General features: G+C 59.0%; 13 protein-coding genes. 4 read left to right on the forward strand and 9 right to left on the reverse strand.

What is annotated here, in order from left to right:
• Positions 1-94 precede the first annotated feature (94 nt).
• The 4 genes from HNI00_RS09150 to glyS all read right to left on the reverse strand — a co-directional run bounded on the left by HNI00_RS09150 (position 95) and on the right by glyS (position 4,898).
• Positions 95-271: a DUF4278 domain-containing protein gene (locus HNI00_RS09150; protein WP_084782687.1), complete on the reverse strand. Its 177-nt coding sequence runs from the start codon at positions 269-271 to the stop codon at positions 95-97.
• A 569-nt stretch (positions 272-840) separates the two neighbouring features.
• On the reverse strand, positions 841-1,803 hold the full coding sequence (crtC, locus tag HNI00_RS09155) for a cyanoexosortase C (RefSeq protein ID WP_316792668.1): 963 nt from the start codon (positions 1,801-1,803) through the stop codon (positions 841-843).
• Between the two features lie 20 nt (positions 1,804-1,823).
• Positions 1,824-2,417, reverse strand: coding sequence for an HpsJ-like protein, cyanoexosortase C-associated (gene hpsJ-C, locus HNI00_RS09160; protein ID WP_297075022.1), 594 nt, complete (start codon positions 2,415-2,417; stop codon positions 1,824-1,826).
• Between the two features lie 336 nt (positions 2,418-2,753).
• Positions 2,754-4,898 carry a glycine--tRNA ligase subunit beta gene (glyS, locus tag HNI00_RS09165; RefSeq protein WP_316792670.1) on the reverse strand — a complete coding sequence of 715 codons (2,145 nt, stop codon included), beginning with the start codon at positions 4,896-4,898 and terminating at the stop codon, positions 2,754-2,756.
• Between the two features lie 144 nt (positions 4,899-5,042).
• Between glyS and HNI00_RS09170 the strand changes: the two genes are divergently transcribed.
• Entirely contained in the window at positions 5,043-6,497 is a 1,455-nt protein-coding gene (locus tag HNI00_RS09170) for a sulfotransferase family 2 domain-containing protein (protein WP_316792672.1), read from the forward strand.
• 97 nt (positions 6,498-6,594) lie between these two features.
• Here HNI00_RS09170 and HNI00_RS09175 read toward each other — a convergent pair whose 3' ends face one another.
• The gene (locus HNI00_RS09175; RefSeq protein WP_316792674.1) at positions 6,595-7,659 is read right to left on the reverse strand and encodes a hypothetical protein; all 1,065 of its coding nucleotides are present in this window, start codon (positions 7,657-7,659) and stop codon (positions 6,595-6,597) included.
• Between the two features lie 89 nt (positions 7,660-7,748).
• Complete coding sequence (locus tag HNI00_RS09180) at positions 7,749-8,246, reverse strand: DUF4112 domain-containing protein (RefSeq protein ID WP_316792676.1); 498 nt, start codon at positions 8,244-8,246, stop codon at positions 7,749-7,751.
• 287 nt (positions 8,247-8,533) lie between these two features.
• Between HNI00_RS09180 and HNI00_RS09185 the strand changes: the two genes are divergently transcribed.
• The gene (locus tag HNI00_RS09185; protein WP_316792678.1) at positions 8,534-9,211 is read left to right on the forward strand and encodes a hypothetical protein; all 678 of its coding nucleotides are present in this window, start codon (positions 8,534-8,536) and stop codon (positions 9,209-9,211) included.
• A 20-nt stretch (positions 9,212-9,231) separates the two neighbouring features.
• Here the strand turns inward: HNI00_RS09185 and HNI00_RS09190 are convergent, their stop codons facing one another.
• Positions 9,232-9,807 (reverse strand): hypothetical protein, encoded by a 576-nt coding sequence (locus HNI00_RS09190; protein ID WP_316792680.1) that lies wholly within the window; start codon positions 9,805-9,807, stop codon positions 9,232-9,234.
• 285 nt (positions 9,808-10,092) lie between these two features.
• Here HNI00_RS09190 and HNI00_RS09195 point away from each other — a divergent pair, with 285 nt between their 5' ends.
• Positions 10,093-13,620 carry a DNA polymerase III subunit alpha gene (locus tag HNI00_RS09195; RefSeq protein ID WP_316792682.1) on the forward strand — a complete coding sequence of 1,176 codons (3,528 nt, stop codon included), beginning with the start codon at positions 10,093-10,095 and terminating at the stop codon, positions 13,618-13,620.
• 17 nt (positions 13,621-13,637) lie between these two features.
• Here HNI00_RS09195 and HNI00_RS09200 read toward each other — a convergent pair whose 3' ends face one another.
• The gene (locus HNI00_RS09200; protein ID WP_316792684.1) at positions 13,638-14,939 is read right to left on the reverse strand and encodes a dihydroorotase; all 1,302 of its coding nucleotides are present in this window, start codon (positions 14,937-14,939) and stop codon (positions 13,638-13,640) included.
• A 7-nt stretch (positions 14,940-14,946) separates the two neighbouring features.
• Entirely contained in the window at positions 14,947-16,293 is a 1,347-nt protein-coding gene (locus HNI00_RS09205; RefSeq protein ID WP_316792686.1) for a histidine phosphatase family protein, read from the reverse strand.
• A gap of 571 nt (positions 16,294-16,864) precedes the next feature.
• Between HNI00_RS09205 and HNI00_RS09210 the strand changes: the two genes are divergently transcribed.
• Positions 16,865-18,457, forward strand: a complete 1,593-nt coding sequence (locus HNI00_RS09210; RefSeq protein ID WP_316792688.1) for a CPBP family intramembrane glutamic endopeptidase — start codon at positions 16,865-16,867, stop codon at positions 18,455-18,457.
• Positions 18,458-18,507 lie beyond the last annotated feature (50 nt).

An 18,507-nucleotide genomic window follows, 5' to 3' on the forward strand; every position in this document is an offset into this window, starting at 1 on the left:
GCTATGAAAAGTGCCACAAAAAAAGCACCCCGGAGGGTGCCTTGGTTTCGCCACAGTTGCTAATCCAAACTTGCCAAACGGAAAAAGCCTAGCGCTACTTGACCCAAGCGCCGCGATACTTCAGACGCAGATCGATGGGCTGGTTGGGAACATTCCGAAACTGGTGCTGGCGGACAGGGACACCCCGATACTTGCCAATGACCTCGCCTTCCCACCCTTCAACGGCGTTGTTGGCGGGTTCATAGGTCGCACCACGATAATGAAGTTGCATAGTGACCTCTCAAGACACTCAAAAAGAAATTGCTGGTAATCGAATGACCCGATTTGACTAATTCGGTCACCGGAGGGTTGCAGGTTAGACGTTGTAGCGCACTCTCCAACACACGGCTAGCGCTGTTTCAGAGCGGCAAATTAGTGCTGCAAATCAGGCATTGAATTAATTCTGTATTCATTGTTACCGTTTTTCGAGGTTCTGTCAATGCCGACCCACAGGATAGTCGTAAACCTTAACAATTCAAGCCATTCCTGTCTTGCGAACTCTGCGAACAACCTGACACAGCAAAATGGCGCGAATTGTCTTTGCTCCGTAGAGCAACTATCCGCGCCGCTTTAGAGCCTCTTTAGGGCACGAATATACTTCACACAGCAATTGCAGCCCTCACCCTAAATCCCTCTCCCACAGCGGGAGAGGGACTTCGACCCCATATCTAGCTCCCCTTCTCCCCACTTGGGAGAAGGGGATGGGGGATGGGGGCAGTAAGTTTGCTGTCTCAAGTCTGTCAGTGCCCTCTTTAAAGGGTAGGCTGCTAGAAAGGGAGGTTGCTTGAACCGGGCAGTGGCTCAAGCCGGCCGACGACGGTTTGCCAAGGCCATCGCTGCGTAGTAGTAGAACGTGAACAGCACACTAGAAAAGAGCTGTCCGCCCCAGTGTCCGTGCCAAAACTTGAAGGCGGCATCGCCCCAATAGACCGAGGCGATGGTCAGCAGCATGATGCGCGGTACGTTGAAGATGAGCGCCAGCACAGCACCGATCGCCATCATGCCCAGCACCTTGAGCCAAGTTTGCTTGAGAAATAAACCCATGATCAGCCCAGCAGCGGCCATGGTGAACGCCATGTTGAATCCATTGCAGCCCCAGTCTACATCCACCGCGCCTTGGGGGAGGGCTACCACCGTGCCATCGGCGATCGCCGGATGCCCAATGACTCGCAGCGCCGTGGCCCCTGCCTGCGCCATAATGCGTTCCAAAAACTCCGGCGGCGTGAGCGCTGTCCAGACCAGTCGCGCCATGACACCGGGTTTTGGGTAGGCTGTGAGGGCCAGCATTCCTACAGCCACTGGATAGCGCCAGAAGAAACTGACCCCCCAGGTGCTACAGGCTATGCCTGCCAGGGCCAGCAGCCAGAGGATAGACTGTGGCCAAATGGCGAATCGACAAAAGGGAAATAGCAGGACGCTGCAACCAATCAGCAGGTGTCCGAGAAACTGGTCTTCTTCAGAAGCGTGCATTTGGGCAAGCTGATCGCGCCGCTTCCAAAGCTGCTGCAAGCCCAAAAACACCATCACCGATAGCAGCGGCAAGCCGGCTGATCCCTGGGCTGCGCGGGTGATTAGGCCGGGGAGCCAGGCCGGAAGATAGCACAGTCCTACCGTGAGTCCTGCCAGCACCAGCCGCCCGTGCCAGGTTTTGACCGACGCTTTGAGCCAGGGCAGGATGGCATTGTGAACGCTCTGACGAATGCTAGACCGAAGGCTCTGGAGAATACTAGGGCGCTTCTTTTTACGACTTTTGGTTTGACTCATGGAGTTTTATTCAGCAGCATTTAGCTTCGGCGCGATCGCATTCCGACTCGTCCTAGCCCGATTAGCCCCAGTCCCACAATCACCAAATTACCCACGCTGGCAATGCTGGATTTGGTAATGCCTGTGCGGGCGTTTTGCTTGAGGGAGTCTGCTTGGGCCTGGACTTGGCGGGCGGCCTGCTCAAGCTGCTCTGGGGTGACATTGGGCGGCAACTCCTGATTGCGGCTTTGCTCAATCTGGGTTTGAATTTCGGCGGCGCGAGTGCTGATGTTTTCTACGGTTGCCTGCTGCAAGACCAGCCCATCGCGGATGACCACCAGGCAGCAAATCTGAAAGAATACGCCAACAGCCAGGGCGATGTAGGCCAGCGGCTTGCGCTGCGATCGCTCTTCCCAAAAGCCGTATAGCAGCAGGGCAATGCCAAACAAAAAGACAATGCTGCGATCGCCCAGTTGTTGCAATACGCCAATCCGCCACGCCTCGCCTGCGCCAAACGGCAGGGCGATCGCGCTCATATCCAGCAAAAAGCCCGCTATGCAGGTAAACCCGACGATTCGGCAAAGTCCTTTTGCCACCTGCGGATTGACCATCGACTGACCCGGCACGCTAACCATATGCAGACCACCTAATGTGAAATTGTGAGATTTTGAAACTGTGGAATGAATAATGTGAAACTGCGGAACTGTGAAATCTTGTAGCTTGGAGCGCTTCAAGGGTGAATTCACAGATGAATTACGGCTGAATTCACGGCATGGCGATCGAAACAGAAGCGTTTCGACCGGGCGATCGCATTCCACTCCTTCTTTCACTGACAGAAAACAGCCATCCGGGTGATGCCAGCACAACTTCTTCCGTGCTTTGCACAGGCTTTGTAAAGGCTTTATATCCAAAAGCGAGCCAAAAGCGAGAAACTGCGTAGCCCCTACTACAGGTCACACGAAAGGCTTCACTTACTTGACGATCGCCCCAAAATCGGCCAGCACCCGCGCATGGTTTCGCAATAGTCCCAGCAGGTTGAGCCGATTTCGGCGCACGGCCGGGTCATCCGCCATCACCAGCACGCTGTCTTCGCCATCAAAAAAGCGGCTGACCACGGGCGCAGCGTTTGCCAGGGCATCGATTAGTTTCTGGTAATTGCGCTCGGCTTTGGCGGCTTGCGTTTCGGGCACCAGCGCCACCAGCGCGTCGTAAAATGCCTGCTCCGAAGACTTCTCGAACTGCTTCGGGTCAATCAGCGGCTTGGGATCAAGCGCAGCAGTGTCCAGATCGCCCTGCTTAGCCAGCCGCGCCGAGCGATTCACCGTTTCATAAATCGCGTCCAGGGTTTTGTTGTTGCGAATGGACTGGAGGAACAGGGCGCGATCGCGCACGTCTAGCACATCCTGCAACGCGCGATCGCCATACTCAGCGTCATTTTCGCCCACCACGGCATTCACCAGGTCGTAGTCAATGCCTTGGTCTTCCTGAAGCAGCGTGCGAATCCGCGCCAGGAAAAAGTCGCGGAGTTGATGATGCAGCGCGGCAGCATCCTTGACCGTGCCCGTAGGATAGTCGGCAATCACGTCCTGGAGCAACTGATCCAGATTCAGCGGCAGGTTTGCGCCCCAGGCAATGTTGACAATGGCGTTGGCGGCGCGGCGCAGGGCAAAGGGGTCTGAAGAGCCGCTGGGAATCATGCCCAGGCTGAAAATGCCCACCAGCGTATCGATCCGATCGGCCAAGCCCACCACTTGCCCCGTTTGGGTTTGGGGCAGCGAGTCCGATGCGCCCTTGGGCAGGTAATGTTCGGCGATCGCCACTGCCACAGCTTCCGGTTCCCCACTGGCGCGGGCATACTTTTCGCCCATCACGCCCTGGAGTTCTGGAAACTCGCCTACCATCTGCGTCACCAAGTCCGCCTTGCACAGCAGCGCCGCCCGCAGGACGTGGCTTTTCGCCGTACCCGTGATCTGAAGCTGGTCGCACAGTTGCTCGGCAATGCTAACGAGGCGATCGCTCTTGGCCCGCATTGACCCCAAGGCTTCCTGAAAGGTAACGGTTTCCAGCTTGGGCAAATAGCTCTCTAGCGGCTGCTTGCGATCGCTCTCAAAAAAGTAGCGCCCGTCCGACAGCCGCGCCCGAATCACGCGCCCATTGCCCTCGGCGATGATGTCTGACTTGGCCGGGTCGCCGTTGGAAATGGTGATGAAATAGGGCAGCAGATCTGGAGAATTTTCCGACTTTCGCACCGGAAAATAGCGCTGGTGGCTCTCCATCTCCATCACCAGCACCTCGGCGGGCACCTCCAGAAACTCTGGGTCAAACTGCCCAACGACAGCAGTGGGATATTCCACCAGATTCACCACTTCATCCAGCAAATCGGGATTCACTGCCGCCACGCCGCCGACCCGCTGGGCCGCCGCCGCCGTTTGTGCTTGAATTGCCTGACGACGCTCGGCAGGGTCTACCTCGATAAAGGCTTTTCGCAGCGTGGTGACGTAGGCGGAAGCACTGGGAATTTTGACGGGATCGGGATGCAAAACTCGGTGACCCTGGGAAAGGCGATCGCTCGTCACCGTTTCTCCCCCATTCACCAGCGTCAGCGGCAGCACGGCCTCATCCCACAGCGCCACCAGCCAGCGAATCGGCCGCGAAAACCGCTGGTCGCCATCGCCCCAGCGCATAAACCGCTTGCCTTCTAGTTTGAAAATCCAGTCGGGAATCAGTTCCGTCAGCACGTCGGTCGTGGGGCGACCGGGAATCGTCTGCTGCACAAAGATAAACTCGCCCTTGTCGGTTTTGCGAATCTCGAAATCTGCGACCGACACGCCGCGCGATCGCGCAAAGCCCTCTGCTGCTTTGGTCGGCTGCCCGTCCTTAAACGCCGCCTGCACCGACGGGCCCTTGGCCTCTTCGACCCGATCAGGCTGTCGCTCTGGCAAGCCCTCGATCACCACCGCCAGACGGCGCGGCGTGCCGTAGACATTTACCGCTGAGGGCTTGAGAAAATGTTCACTGAGGCTGGCGGGAATTTTCGTCTGCCACTGGGCGATCGCGCTTGCCACAAACCCGGCGGGCAGTTCTTCCGTCCCCACTTCCAATAAAAACGTCGCCATAGATGCGATTCTCCAAACCCGGCGGCTCCGTGCGCCTTGCTAGTCCTAACGGTTCTCAACTTCAACAGTGTATCGCAGGGACGGGGACGCAAGGACGCATCCCAAAATTGCCTCTGAAATGGCGCGGCGGTTGATAATAGCGGCATGGACGATTTTTCCACTGCTTCCACCCTGTATTGCCCCTTGGCGGCGACCGACCAGCTTTGCTACATTCACATTCCCAAAACAGCGGGGTCTACCCTAACGGCGATCGCCGATGCCCAGTTCGACGTGCGCCAGATCGCGCCAGGGCCGTATCAGCTACCCGCGCTTGATCCGGCGGCTCAGGGGCGATCGCCCACCGAATTGCGGCAGTTGCTAACGCGCTATCGCTTCATCCGGGGACACTTTAGCCACAATTTGATTCGGCAATTTCTGACGCGCCCGGTCTACATCACTGTGCTGCGCGACCCGGTGGATCGGGTAATTTCGCTGTATGAATTTTTTCGGCGGGCGGCCCAGCGGGGTACTGCGGAAACGCCGGAATACGAAGTGCTGATGCGGGCGGCGGCGGAACACGACCTGTTGGGCTTTGTGCTGCATCCCGACCCCATTGTGCAGCAGCGGACAAGCAATTTTCAGACGCGGCAGTTGGCGATTTGGGAGGGGGATGAGGCGGCGCGGTCGGCGGGCGATTCCCCAAAGGATTACTTGGTGAATTGCCTCCAGTCGGCCTGCGCCAGTGTTGATCGCTTTGCTTGGGTGGGGCTGATGGAACAGTTTCAAGCCTCGGTGCAGCTTTTGAACTACCGATTTGGCTGGTATCCAGCGGCGGAATATCAAAACCTGCGCGTGGTGACGCATCGGTCGCGGCGGGAAGGTCTGTCGCCAGCAGTGATCGAGGCGATCGCCCAGCACAACGCCCTCGACCAAGCGCTATACGACCACGCCAAGGCCCGCTTTGCTGCCCAATATCAGCAGATGCTTGAGGCGCTACACCAGCACGAGAACTTGCAAGATGCCAGCAACCCGGCCGCGGTGCAGGCCGCGCTCCAGCAGCACTACGCCCGCCACTATACAGCGACGCACCCGCCGGAGCAGTTTCCCGAAGTCTCCCGCAAGCGGTTCGTTTACGACTTTCGACAGCCGCTCTCTGGTGAGGGCTGGCATCGGCGCAACGGTCGCTTTAACGGCATTTCGCCGCAGGATGCCACCCGCTGGTCGGGCCCGGGGCCGGTGTCGGTGCTGGATTTGCCGCTGATAGGGCCGCTGGCGGGCAAGGCCGACGTGCGACTGACGCTGGAGATCGAGCAGGCGATTCGCGAAGCGATCCCGTCGGAAAGCACCCCCGACCTGCTCGACAGCCTGGAACTGACAGTCAACCAGCATCCCGTTCCGCTGCAATGGCAAACGCGACAGACCGGCGGGGGGATGCTGACGGCCACGATTCCGGCAATCGCCCTCCACAGCCCCCAGCCCTTTGCCCGCTTCACCTTCCGCCTCAGCCACACGCTGCCGCTGAATATTAACTATCCCGCATCAGAAGACGATCGGCTCGTCGGCTTTGCCCTGCGACGGTTGACGCTGGAATCGGTGCGCCGCTGGTGGATTTGGGCATAAAGTTTGGGTGCTAATTTATTCAGCGTCTTGGGACTTCCAGCTATCTTATGCGTAGCTCTGCTTGAGGGACGGGGTTTTGGGTGACGCGAAAAGCTTCCTACTCCCAGTCTTCAGCGGGATCGCCCTCTTCTTCCGCCATGACCTTGAGGCGAATGCGGCGGGAAGTGCCGCTGGCCGGGTCGCCCAGTTGCAGTTCCAAAATTTCGCCGGAGAGCGGAGTTAGATACGCCAGGAGCGATCGCAGGTTTGGGGTGCTGCTGCCGCTGTCGAGGTAGACCCGCTCTGACAGGCTGACGATGCGCCGCCAGGTGGTGTAAAGTTTGGCGATCGCCTGTTCGAGTTGGGCTGCCTGGTTTACGAGGTCGGCGGTGCTGTTCAGGCAGCCGATTCGCATCGCTTCTTCTAAGGCGCTTTCCAGATCCAGCCCGTCGCGGTTGAGCGTCTGCACCTGGGTTGCGGCGTTGAGGTATTTTGCCAAAAAGCGAGCCTCGGCGGTGACCTGCTTCACGGTGTCGATGTCGGGATTTTCCGCCACTTCGTCTCGCAGGTGAACCTGGTGCGCTTCGGGCAGTTTTTCCATTTCGCGCACCAGCGGAGCCAGATAGCGCGTGGGCAGGGTGTGGTCGGCGGCTTTTTCCTTCACCTCGATGGGCAGCAGGTCGGAGGTGACGGCAGTCCACTCGTCCGCCAGTTGCCGCACCTCTCGCCGCGTGATGCGATCGCCCCGATGGGCGGCCTCGCTCACCATCTGCTGCACTTCCGGCGCGGCCTGGGCCGTTTCGATGAAGGCGCGTTTGCTAAACTGGCTCACGTCTTGCGGCTCCAGCAGGCCCTCTTGCAGCAGCAGGTCGGCGCTGTCGGCCAGCTCCATCAGGTTATAGGCATGGCTTTTGCTGATTTCTCGATCTGCCAGCCATCGCAAGAAGCCAGCGCCGCCTGCGTTGCCAACGCGCTTTTCGCGATCGCGCACAGTTTTCAAGATGCGCCCGCGCCAGATGTCGGTCTGCAAATCGAAGCGATCGCACACCTGCCACGCCGCCTCGATCTGCTGCTGAAACTCGTAGTCAGAAATCTGCTCATCCTCTGGGTCAGGAAGCTGAAAGGTCAGATCAACCTCAGGGGTGGTGGATGTGAGGTCAGAAATATAGGGTGCAGCAACCATATCTAGCGTTTGGCAGGAGCAGTTTGGAGGGGCTGGATTATTATGGCAGGTTTCCCGCAACTTTTCAGAAGACCTGCTAAAAGCTTTGTCTAGCCCACGGCCGTCAGTGCGGCCAGCAGCGCCCTCAGCAGCGAGGCCATCAGCAGCGAAATACCGCCCACAATGGCAACAACGGCGATCGCAATCAGGGCCACCGTTTGGCGATCGGCAGCCTCACTCTGGGCGGGGTTGGCCAAGTGCGCCTCCAGCAGGGCCAGGTTGCGGGCGTTGCTTTTCCACACCGCATCAAAAAAATCGCCCATCCCCGGCAGCAGCCCCAAAATACTGTCTAGGGCGAGGTTTCCCACCATGCGGAATAGCGTTTCCGTGGGCAGGCGAAACCGCAGACACTCCAGCACTAGATAGGCAGACAAAAATAGCCCCACCACGTCGCCGCCCCCCGGAATCAGTCCCATGATCGGGTCTAGCCCGATGCGATAAGGCGTACCCGGAATTGGGATGGCATCGTCCAGCAGGTAGGCCAGCGTGCGAATGCGCTGGAGGGCGCTGGCATCGGCAAGGGCGCGAGAGTCTCGCTGGCGTGACATGGGGAACTCGGGTTAAAAGGCGCGATCAAGCTGGGCGGGTATGGGCACTGGGGGCGATCGCTGAGGAGGACTAGCGTGGGGACTATTCTCGTGAGGACTCTTATGGCGAGGACTATTATCGTGAGGCCTCTGGTGACGATGACATAGCCGGGAAATGAGTCGTCTGAGGTGTAGAAGTTACTATGCAGCAGTCAATGCAGCAGTCACTGTGAAAAAGTCACTGTGTAGAAGTCACCCTGTTGTTCCTGAAGTCTATCTCTAAAGCATTGCGGTTGAGGCCCATGATCATGCGTCCTATTCAAGCAATTTTCGGCAGTTTGGCGATCGCCACGATGCTCTCGGTGGGCTGTTCCTCTGTGCAGCCACAAGCCTCGGTTAGCCCAACGTCTGGGGTTGCCCCGTCGGCCCCGGTTCCCCAGGCTGAACCTCAGACCGATGCGGGAGATGGAGCAAGGGTCACGTCTCCTAGCCCTGCGCCAAAGCCGCCTGCCCCTGTCGCCCAGTCCCTCGGCACCCCCCTGCCCATTGAGCAAATGGCGATCGCAGGCATTCCGCTCCAGGCTCCAGAGTCAGCCGTCCGACAGCGGTTTGGGGAACCCCTGAGTCAGGTGGATGAAGACTGGGCCTGCTGCGGCATGGTGCGAATCTTGGGCTATGCTCCGGATACCACGATCAAGCTGCTAGAAAGCCTGGACGGCAGCACGTTTGAGGTTTTTTCTTTCAGCACGCGAAATCCCGACTTGGCAACGCGGGCCGGCATTCGCGTCGGCGACTCGCACCAAACCCTGCTCCAGACCTATGGCCCGCCAGACGGCATCCGCGAAGAAGAGGGCCACACTCTGCTATTCTACGGTGTACCCGATGAGTATGCGGCAGCGCTGTGGTTCAAGCTAGAGGGCGATTTGCAGAGCGATCCTTCTAGGAATCGCATTGTCGAAATCGGCTACGACGCTCAGTTGACCTAGATTCTGGGACAACTGCTGACTCAGGAGCGTTGCTGCATCATCGTTTCTACAATGCCAATCAGCCGATCCACCGTGCGCTCCTGATGGGCATGGATTTGGTCAGTCTTGCGAATGGATTCCTGCATAGACAGGCGCAGATCTGTCATTGCCTCGGTGAAGTACGCCATTTGCTCGGTAATCAGGTCGAGCTTTTCGCCCACCCGATCCAGCGTTGCGTCGATCCGATCCATGCGGGCATGGAACTGGCGCTCACGCTCTTCCCGTTCTTGCCGACTTCGCTCCATTTGCTCGGCAAAAGCACGCCGGCTCTGCTCCATTTGCTCGGCAAACACACGGCGACTCTCAGCAATTTCTGCCTGATAGGTCTGCTCATGCGCTCGCAGGTGTTCTGAGAGGCGATCGCCCATAGCGTTAATATTCGCTTCTAGGCGATCGCCCATAGCGTTAATATTCGCTTCTAGGCGATCGCCCATGTGGTCGATAGAGTCTCTCAGGGCGGCGATCGCCTGCATCTGTTGGTGATGGAGTTCCTGGTTTTCTTGGGCGAGGCGAGTGATCCGGAGGTCAATGTCTTCGAGGCGCTGTTCAACGGTCATAGGCAGTGCAAGATGGGCAGTGCGAAAGGAGCATCAGTCGCATCCTAATCCCAAATCCCTAGCGGCGGAAAGGGGGAAAATCGAGAGAATGTTTACGCGAAAACTCCGTCGAAATTTGATACCTTAGTACTATAAAATTTTCGTAATTGCCTTGCAGAAACGGGTTTGGCGCTGCCCACTTCTTGATCGACAGACTCCACATCTAGAGTTTCCGTTACAAGAATTGCGCTTCAAAATCCAGGGATGGTGTTAATCTGATGCTCAGCCCTGTTTGCGGTTTGAGTTATGTCCTTTGTCGGTCTGCATATTCACAGCGACTATAGCCTGCTAGACGGCGCGAGTCAGCTTGACCAGCTCATCGACCGGGCGATCGAGCTAGGAATGCCAGCGATCGCCATTACGGATCACGGCGTGATGTACGGCGCGATCGAGATCCTCAAGGTATGCAAAAAGCGCGACAACGCCGTCAAGCCCATCATCGGCAACGAGATGTATGTGATCAACGGCGACATCACCAAGCAGGAGCGTCGCCCCCGCTATCACCAGGTTGTTCTTGCCAAAAACACGCAGGGCTACAAGAATCTCGTCAAGCTGACCACCATTTCTCACCTCCAGGGTGTGCAGGGGAAGGGCATTTTTTCGCGCCCCTGTGTCAACAAAGAACTGCTGGAGCAGTACAAAGATGGGCTGATCGTCACCAGCGCCTGTCTCGGCGGCGAAGTGCCCCAGGCGATTATGCAGGGCCGTCCGGATGTGGCGCGGCGCGTTGCCCAGTGGTACAAGGACGTGTTTGGCGACGATTACTATCTGGAAATTCAAGACCACGGGCTGCAAGAAGAGCGCATCGTCAACCCCGAAATCGTCCGCATTGCCCGCGAGCTAGACATCAAGCTGGTCTGCACCAACGATTCGCACTATATTTCCTGCTACGACGTGGAAGCCCACGACGCGCTGCTCTGCATCCAAACGGGCAAATCCATCGTGGAAGAGAAGCGGCTGCGCTACACGGGCACGGAGTATTTGAAATCCGCCGATGAGATGCGGCTTTTGTTCCGCGATCACCTGCCGCCGGATGTGGTGGAAGAGGCGATCGCCCATACGCTAGAAGTCGCCGAAAAGGTCGAAGGCTACAAAATTCTGGGTGAACCGCGCATTCCCAACTACCCCGTGCCCGACGGTTACACGCCTGCCACTTACCTCGAAGAAACCTCCCGCGCTGGATTAGCCAAGCGCCTTAAAGTCGCTACCTACCGTGAAGTCCCCCCAGACTATCAAGAGCGGCTGGAATACGAGCTGCAAATGATGCACCAGATGGGCTTCGACGGCTACTTTCTGGTGGTGTGGGACTACATCAAGTTTGCGCGAGATCATGGCATTCCCGTGGGGCCAGGGCGCGGGTCGGCGGCGGGGTCGCTGGTGGCCTACTCGCTGGGCATCACCAATATCGATCCGGTGCATCACGGCTTGCTGTTCGAGCGGTTCCTGAACCCTGAGCGCAAGTCCATGCCCGATATCGACACAGACTTCTGCATCGAACGTCGGGGCGAGGTGATTCAGTACGTCACCGAAAAGTATGGCACCGACCGGGTGGCGCAGATCATCACCTACAACCGCATGACCTCCAAAGCCGTCCTCAAGGATGTGGCGCGGGTGCTGGATATTCCCTATGGGGAATCCGACAAGATGGCGAAGATGATTCCCGTCGTGCGCGGCAAGCCCACCAAGCTCAAGGTCATGATTTCCGACGAAACGCCCACGCCGGAATTCAAAGAGAAATACGACAGCGATGCCGTTGTGCCTGGCAGCGATCCGCCCGTCACCTACCGCCGCTGGATTGACATGGCCATGCGGATCGAGGGCACCAACAAATCAACCGGCGTTCATGCGGCGGGCGTGGTGATTTCGGCAGAACCGCTGGACGAAGTGGTGCCGCTGGAACGCAGCAAGGAAGGCGGTGTGACGACGCAATACCCGATGGAGGACATCGAACTGCTGGGCCTGCTGAAGATGGACTTCCTGGGGCTAAAGAACCTGACGATGATTCAGAAAGCGGTGGATCTCATCAGCAAGACCCACGGCATTCAGGTTGATTTGGACAATTTGCCGATGGAAGATCCGGCCACCTATCAACTGCTGGCGCGGGGCGAACTGGAGGGCATCTTCCAGCTAGAATCCTCCGGGATGCGGCAGATTGTGCGCGATCTGAAGCCGTCGGGACTGGAGGATATTTCCTCGGTGCTGGCGCTGTATCGTCCCGGGCCTCTGGATGCAGGGCTAATTCCCAAGTTTATCAACCGCAAGCACGGTCGCGAACGGATCGAATATGAACACGAGCTGCTCACCACCATTCTGAATGAGACTTACGGCATCATGGTCTACCAGGAGCAGATCATGAAAATCGCCCAGGACATGGGGGGCTATTCGCTGGGGCAAGCCGACCTGCTGCGGCGGGCGATGGGCAAAAAGAAAAAAGAGGAGATGGAGAAGCATCAGAGCATCTTCACTGAAGGCGCAGAAAAGAACGGCGTGCCCAAGAAGGTGGCGGCGGATTTGTTTGACCAGATGGTGAAGTTTGCGGAGTACTGCTTTAACAAGTCGCACTCTACGGCCTACGGCTACGTCACATTTCAAACGGCGTATCTAAAAGCCAATTACCCCGTGGAATACATGGCGGCGCTGCTGACGGCCAACAGCGACGACCAGGACAAAGTGCAGAAATATATCTCCTCCTGCACGATGATGGGCATTACGGTGGAGCCGCCGGACATCAACCGATCGGGAGTAGACTTTACGCCGCTGGAGCGCAGCATTTTGTTTGGGCTGTCGGCGGTGCGAAACGTCGGCGCAGGCGCGATCGAGAATATTTTGCAGGCGCGAGAGGCCGATGGCCCCTTCAAGTCTCTGGGCGATCTGTGCAGCCGCATCGACCCGCGCACGGTGAACCGGCGAGCGCTGGAGGCGCTGATCCAGTGTGGGGCGATGGACTGCATCGAGACGAATCGACGGCAGTTGATGAATGATCTGGATTTGGTGCTGGAGTGGGCGCAGTCGCGGGCGAAGGATCGGGCAATTGGGCAGGGGAACCTGTTTGATATGCTGGGCAGCGTCAGCGAAGCGCCGGGGAGCTTCGAGTCTGCGCCCAAGGCTCCCGCCGTAGAGGACTTTCCGCAGCAGGAGCGGCTAAAGCTAGAAAAGGAACTGCTGGGCTTCTATGTGTCGGATCATCCCCTGAAAAATATTCGAGAAGCCGCCAGAATCCTGGCTCCAATTAACCTGAGTAGCTTGGAAGAGCAGCCGGAGGGCAGCAGCATTAGCGCGATCGCCATGCTGACGGGGGTCAAGCCTGTGGTGACGAAAAAGGGCGATCGCATGGCCATCATCCAGCTTGAAGACCTGACGGGGCACTCCGAAGCCGTCGTCTTTCCGCGCACCTATGAGCGCATCGGCAGCCTCATCGTGCAGGAGGCGCGGCTGATGATCTGGGGCAAGGTGGACAAGCGCGACGAGCGCAGCCAACTGATTGTCGAGGACGCCGAACCCGTGGAGGACGTGCAGTTGGTGATGGTAGAGCTAGACGCACAGATTGCAGGCGACATTGTGCAGCAAAACACCCTGCGCGAGGTCATTCTCAAAAACCGGGGCGACGAAGACCAGTGCAAAACGCCCGTCGTGGCGATCGTCGCTGGGGCGCATCGTCGGGAACTGGTGCGTCTGGGCAATCAGTTCCGCGTGCAGGATTATCGGGCCGCTGTAACCGCGCTGAACCGAGCCGGATTCCGCGCCCGCTCGACCGCGTTGACCAGTGCTTCTTGAGAAACGAACGCACTTGGTCAGAAGAAAACCTTGATCACTTGTCCCTGAATCTCTTGGCCCAGCCAGGGCGTATTGGCAGAGCAGGAATGAAGCGTTTGGTGGGTGACTTTCCACAGCGGGCGCGGGTCGAATAGCGTCAGGGGGGTAGGCGTGTCAGGGGCGCTTTGCAAATCGATCCCGACGAGAATCGCCCTCAACTCCTCTCCCAAACACCGCAGCGGATTCGTACTCAGCGCCCGCCACAGCGTCAGTGCAGGCAACTGTCCTGGCTCCACCAACTGCTGCCAGAGCAAGGGCAGCGCCAGTTCCAGCCCGATCGCCCCCGGCGGTGCTTCGGCAAAAGGGACGGTTTTTTCTTCGTAGGTGTAGGGGCTGTGGTCAATGGCGATCGCCTCGATGATCCCATCGCGCACGGCCTGGATCAGCGCTGCCTGATCTGCGGGCGTGCCCAGGGGGGGCTCCAGCCGCAGATGGGGGTCGTAGCCGCCCACGGCATGGGTATTCAGCAGCAGGTGATGCCAGGTGGTGCTGGCAGTAATCGGTAAACCACGGGCCTTGGCCTGGGCAATTAGCTCCACGCTGCGAGCCGTGGAGACGCGCATCAGGTGAACGGGTGTGCCGATCTGGGCGATGCATTCTAGCAGGGCTGCGAGGGGCGCAGTTTCGGCGATCGCAGGCGCACCGGGTAGCCCAAACCGAATCGCGTCTGGGCCGTCGCGCATCACGCCGTTGCCCCGCAAGGTTTCGTCGCAGCACCAGAGGGCAATCGGCCGGTGCAACGCCTGGGCATATTCGAGCGATCGCCGCAAGAGTCCCCACTGGCGGATGGGTCGCCCGTCGGCAAAGCCCGCAATGTCCGTCTGCGCCAGTTCGCCCAGTTCCGCCATCTGCTCACCTTTGGCATCCAGTGTCAGAGCGGCCCAAGGTTGCAGGCGAGGCAGTCCGGCTGGCGTGTGCTGCCCTATCCACTCTACGTCGGCAGGCGTGGCAATCGCCGGATCGGTGTCGGGCAGCAGCAGCACCCGCCCAAAGCCGCCCGCCCGCGCCGCCCGGTGCAGCGAGGTCAGCGTTTCCCGCGATTCGTAACCCGGTTCCCCAGAATGGCTGTAGAGATCCACCAGCGCCGGCCCCAGCACCAGCCCCGAAGCATCCGTCACCGTCACGTCAGCGCTGGGCGGCTCCACATCGTCGGCAATTCCCGGAGGGATCGCTTCGCGAATCACCCGCACGCTGTCCGACTCGATCCACACATCCACCACCCGATCCGTTTCTGCCACGGGATCGAGCAGCCTGACCTGGCGGAACAGTTCACTTGCCATAGCCCCTCTACAGCGCTCCAGCGGCCGTCTTGTCTAGCACGCCGCTGCCCAAGTGGGTGGTAATGTTGAGCGATTGCAGCATAGGGCGGTTTTCCGGGCCGCGGGGATAGTCGATCACCGTGACTGCGCCGTTGCCCTGCTTAAACACCCAGAACTTTTCCGGGCCCCAGCCCATCAGACCGCTGAGGATGGCTTTGTTGACCGCATCGTGGGCAACCACGAGGACTGTCAGGGGGCGATTCCCGGAGGGATCGCTTTGCGAATCGCCCGTCGAACTGGCCACGATCTCGTTCCAGGCGGCGATCGCCCGCTCCCACACCTGCTGCAAGTTCTCCCCAGCGGGCATCTGCACCGTTTCTGGGGTCACCTTCCAGGCGGCCAGTTCATCGGCATAGACCTCTTGAATTTCCTCCTCCAGCTTGCCTTCCCACAGTCCGTGGCTGATTTCCTTGAGGCGATCGTCTGTCTCCAAGGAAACATCGGGATGAAATTGCAGAATCAGTTCCGCCGTTTCCTTGGGCCGCAGCATGGGGCTAGTGATGGCGCGATCGATGGGGATATCTTTCAAAAAGAAAGCGGCTTTTTCGCCCTGGATGCGCCCATTTTCATTCAGCGGCACGTCGATTTGACCCTGAAAGCGCTTTTCGCGGTTCCAATCTGTCTCGCCGTGGCGCACCAGCAGCATTCGCGGGCCGCGATGGTTGCCGCGCACGTCCGGCAGGGGCTTGCCCAGGTGATCCACTAGGTTCACCGATTCCAACTGCACGGGTTCGCCAAAGCCGCCTGCAAAGTTCAGCACGCTGATGGCGCAGTTGGCTTGATTCAGCGCGTGATAGTCCGCCGGCCCCAGCCCAACAGCCGTGCCAATTAGCGCCCGGTTGATGCCGCTGTGGGCGACCAGCAAAATTGTCTCCCCTGCGTGTTGCGGCAGCGTGTCGCGCCAAAACTGCTCTGCCTGACGGTACAAGTCCACCACCGGGAAAAATTCCTGCTCCCCTTCTGGGGTCGCCAGCCGCATCTTCAGCTTTTCTGGTTCCTGTTGCCAGTGGCGATAGGACTCTGGAAATCGCTCCTTCACCTCGTCAAAGGGCAGCCCCTCCCACTCCACCATGTTGATTTCCTTGAGGTCGTCCCGCAGTTGCAGGGCTGGTGGGTTCTCAAGCTGGGCAGTGAGAATTTCGGCCGTTTCCCGCGCCCGCTGGAGCGGACTGGCGTAGATCGCGGCAAAGGGCAGCCCGCGCAATGCCAGCCCCGTCAGCCGGGCCGCCTCCCGCCCTTCGTCCGTCAGCGTAGACTCGTCAAAATGCCCCTGGATGCGGCGCAGGGTGTTGTAGGTGCTGATGCCGTGGCGCACCAGGATGACGCGAGTAGCCAGGGCCGTGTCCTCCGTGTATGAAAGGGGTGTACAGGGTGCAGAGGGTTGCTTTCAAATAGAAGCATTCTACCCCGTTCGTTCTCCGAATCTGGGGGGAATCTGGGACGAATTTGGGGAGAATCTGGGGGCGATCTGGAGGCGATCTGGGGGCGATCTGGGGAGAATCTGGGGGCGATCGCCCTGCATCACACCCCATCCTGCCACACCTGCTGCTGTAACTCGATAATCTGATGATCTATCGAGCGATGGAATTCACCCGGTCATTACTGCTGCAACGGGGGAACAGTGAGATAATGCCGGGGTAACCCTGCGCTATGGCTGAACGTTCGTCACTCAAAACGTTCGTCACTCAATCTGTCACTCAAAGCAGCAGGGTTTAGTCCCGTTGCTAGTGTTCCATTCCCAACCTCAAATCCCGCAGTAAATCTCCCAGTAAATCTCCCAGTAAATTCCCCCGTAAATTTCCCAAGGTTCATCGTCTGTTAACCCAGCGCATAGCCCCAACCCCCTTATTTCTTCTCTGAATCTCTAACCCCTCTCCCCAAAAGGCATGACCCTCAAACGACTGATTCTCAGTGTGTTGACGCTGTTTGTGGCAATTTTGGTCGGCGGTTCGCTCTGGAGTAGTTTTCAAGAGCCGCAAATTACGAACCGTTTGCAGCTTTATCAGACCAACTTGCTGCTGCACGCTACGGCGGCGACCGAGATTACGGGAGAGGTAGACGGGGCGGCCTTGCAAAAGGCGCTGCTGGGAGAGTCCCCGCTGAAAACGGCGCTGGAGCAGTATCAAGCTGTTCGGAAGGCGGCAGAGGCCGATCTGGCGAAGCTGGAAAAGCGTCTAGCGACGGTTGATCCGGCGGCGCTGGGAGACTCTGACCCGCCGCCCGCTGCATCCTCGCGCCCGATTCCGTCGCGCACGGTTGATTCACAAGCGACCCGCCTGGCCACTGCGCTCCAGCAGCAGCGATCGCTCCTTGATCAGTTGGACTTGAGCATTGGCATTTTGCAGGCGGAGCAGGGCGATCTGACCGCTGCCCAGCAAACCTGGGGGAAACTGGCCGAGAGCGCCGCAGCAGGCAGCCCCGCAGCAGGCAGCCCCGCAGCGGACACTGCCAGAACCCTGACGGGCCTCTGGAACGAGCCGCCCCGCATTGTGCCCGATGCCGAAATGCAGCTTCAGAAGGGGCTGGAGGGCTGGTTTCGCTATACAGCGCTGGATCGACTCTATAGCTTGCAGCAGCGCACTGAGGCGCTGAACGCGCTGCAGGCAGACGAGGCCGCGATCGCCCAGGGAACTCTCCTGAAGCTGGCGCTGGTGGGGACGGTGCCTGTGCTGGGGGCGATCGCCGGAGCGGGGCTACTGGTTTTTCTGGTGGCGCAACGGCTGACGCAGGGCAAACAGTCAATCCTGGCGCTGAATGGCGAGGTTCCCTGGGACGTACCCTGGGATTGGGAAATCATCTGGCAAGTGCTGATTGTCGGCTTTTTTATGGCAGGGCAGGTGGTTGCGCCGCTGATTGTCGGGGTGCTGAATCCAGTCCTGGCCGCTTTTGGGCCACGGGCAAAGGCGGTCTATGCCTTCACCTACTACCTGCTGATGGCGGGGTCGGGGCTGGCGGTGCTGTACTGGTCGATTCGCAAGTGGTTTCCCCTGCCCAAGGACTGGTTTCAATATCGCGGAGCCGATCGCTGGCCCCTGTGGGGGTTGGGCGGCTATCTGGTGGCGCTGCCGCTGATGATTGGCGTGTCGCTGGTGAACCAGCAAATCTGGCAGGGGCAGGGCGGCAGCAATCCGCTTTTGCAAATTGTCCTGGAAGAGGGCGATGCGGTGTCGCTGGGGCTATTTTTGTTCACCGCTGCGGTCGCTGCGCCCATTTTTGAAGAGACGCTGTTTCGCGGGTTTCTGCTGCCGTCGCTGACGCGCTACGTGCCTGTGTGGGGGGCGATCGCCCTCAGCAGTCTGCTGTTTGCCGTGGCCCACCTCAGCCTATCGGAAGTGATCCCGCTGACGACGCTGGGCATGGTGCTGGGCGTGGTCTACACGCGATCGCGCAACCTGCTGGCTCCCATTCTGCTGCACAGCCTGTGGAACGCCATTACCATGATTGGGCTATTCGTGTTGGGGAGCGGGGCGCGGCTATAAAGTCAGCTAATCCTTTAGACTTCGCAGCACTACAGACCTCGAAGCGCTAC

This window comes from Thermoleptolyngbya oregonensis NK1-22, from assembly GCF_032705245.1.
Lineage (GTDB): Bacteria > Cyanobacteriota > Cyanobacteriia > Elainellales > Elainellaceae > Thermoleptolyngbya > Thermoleptolyngbya sichuanensis.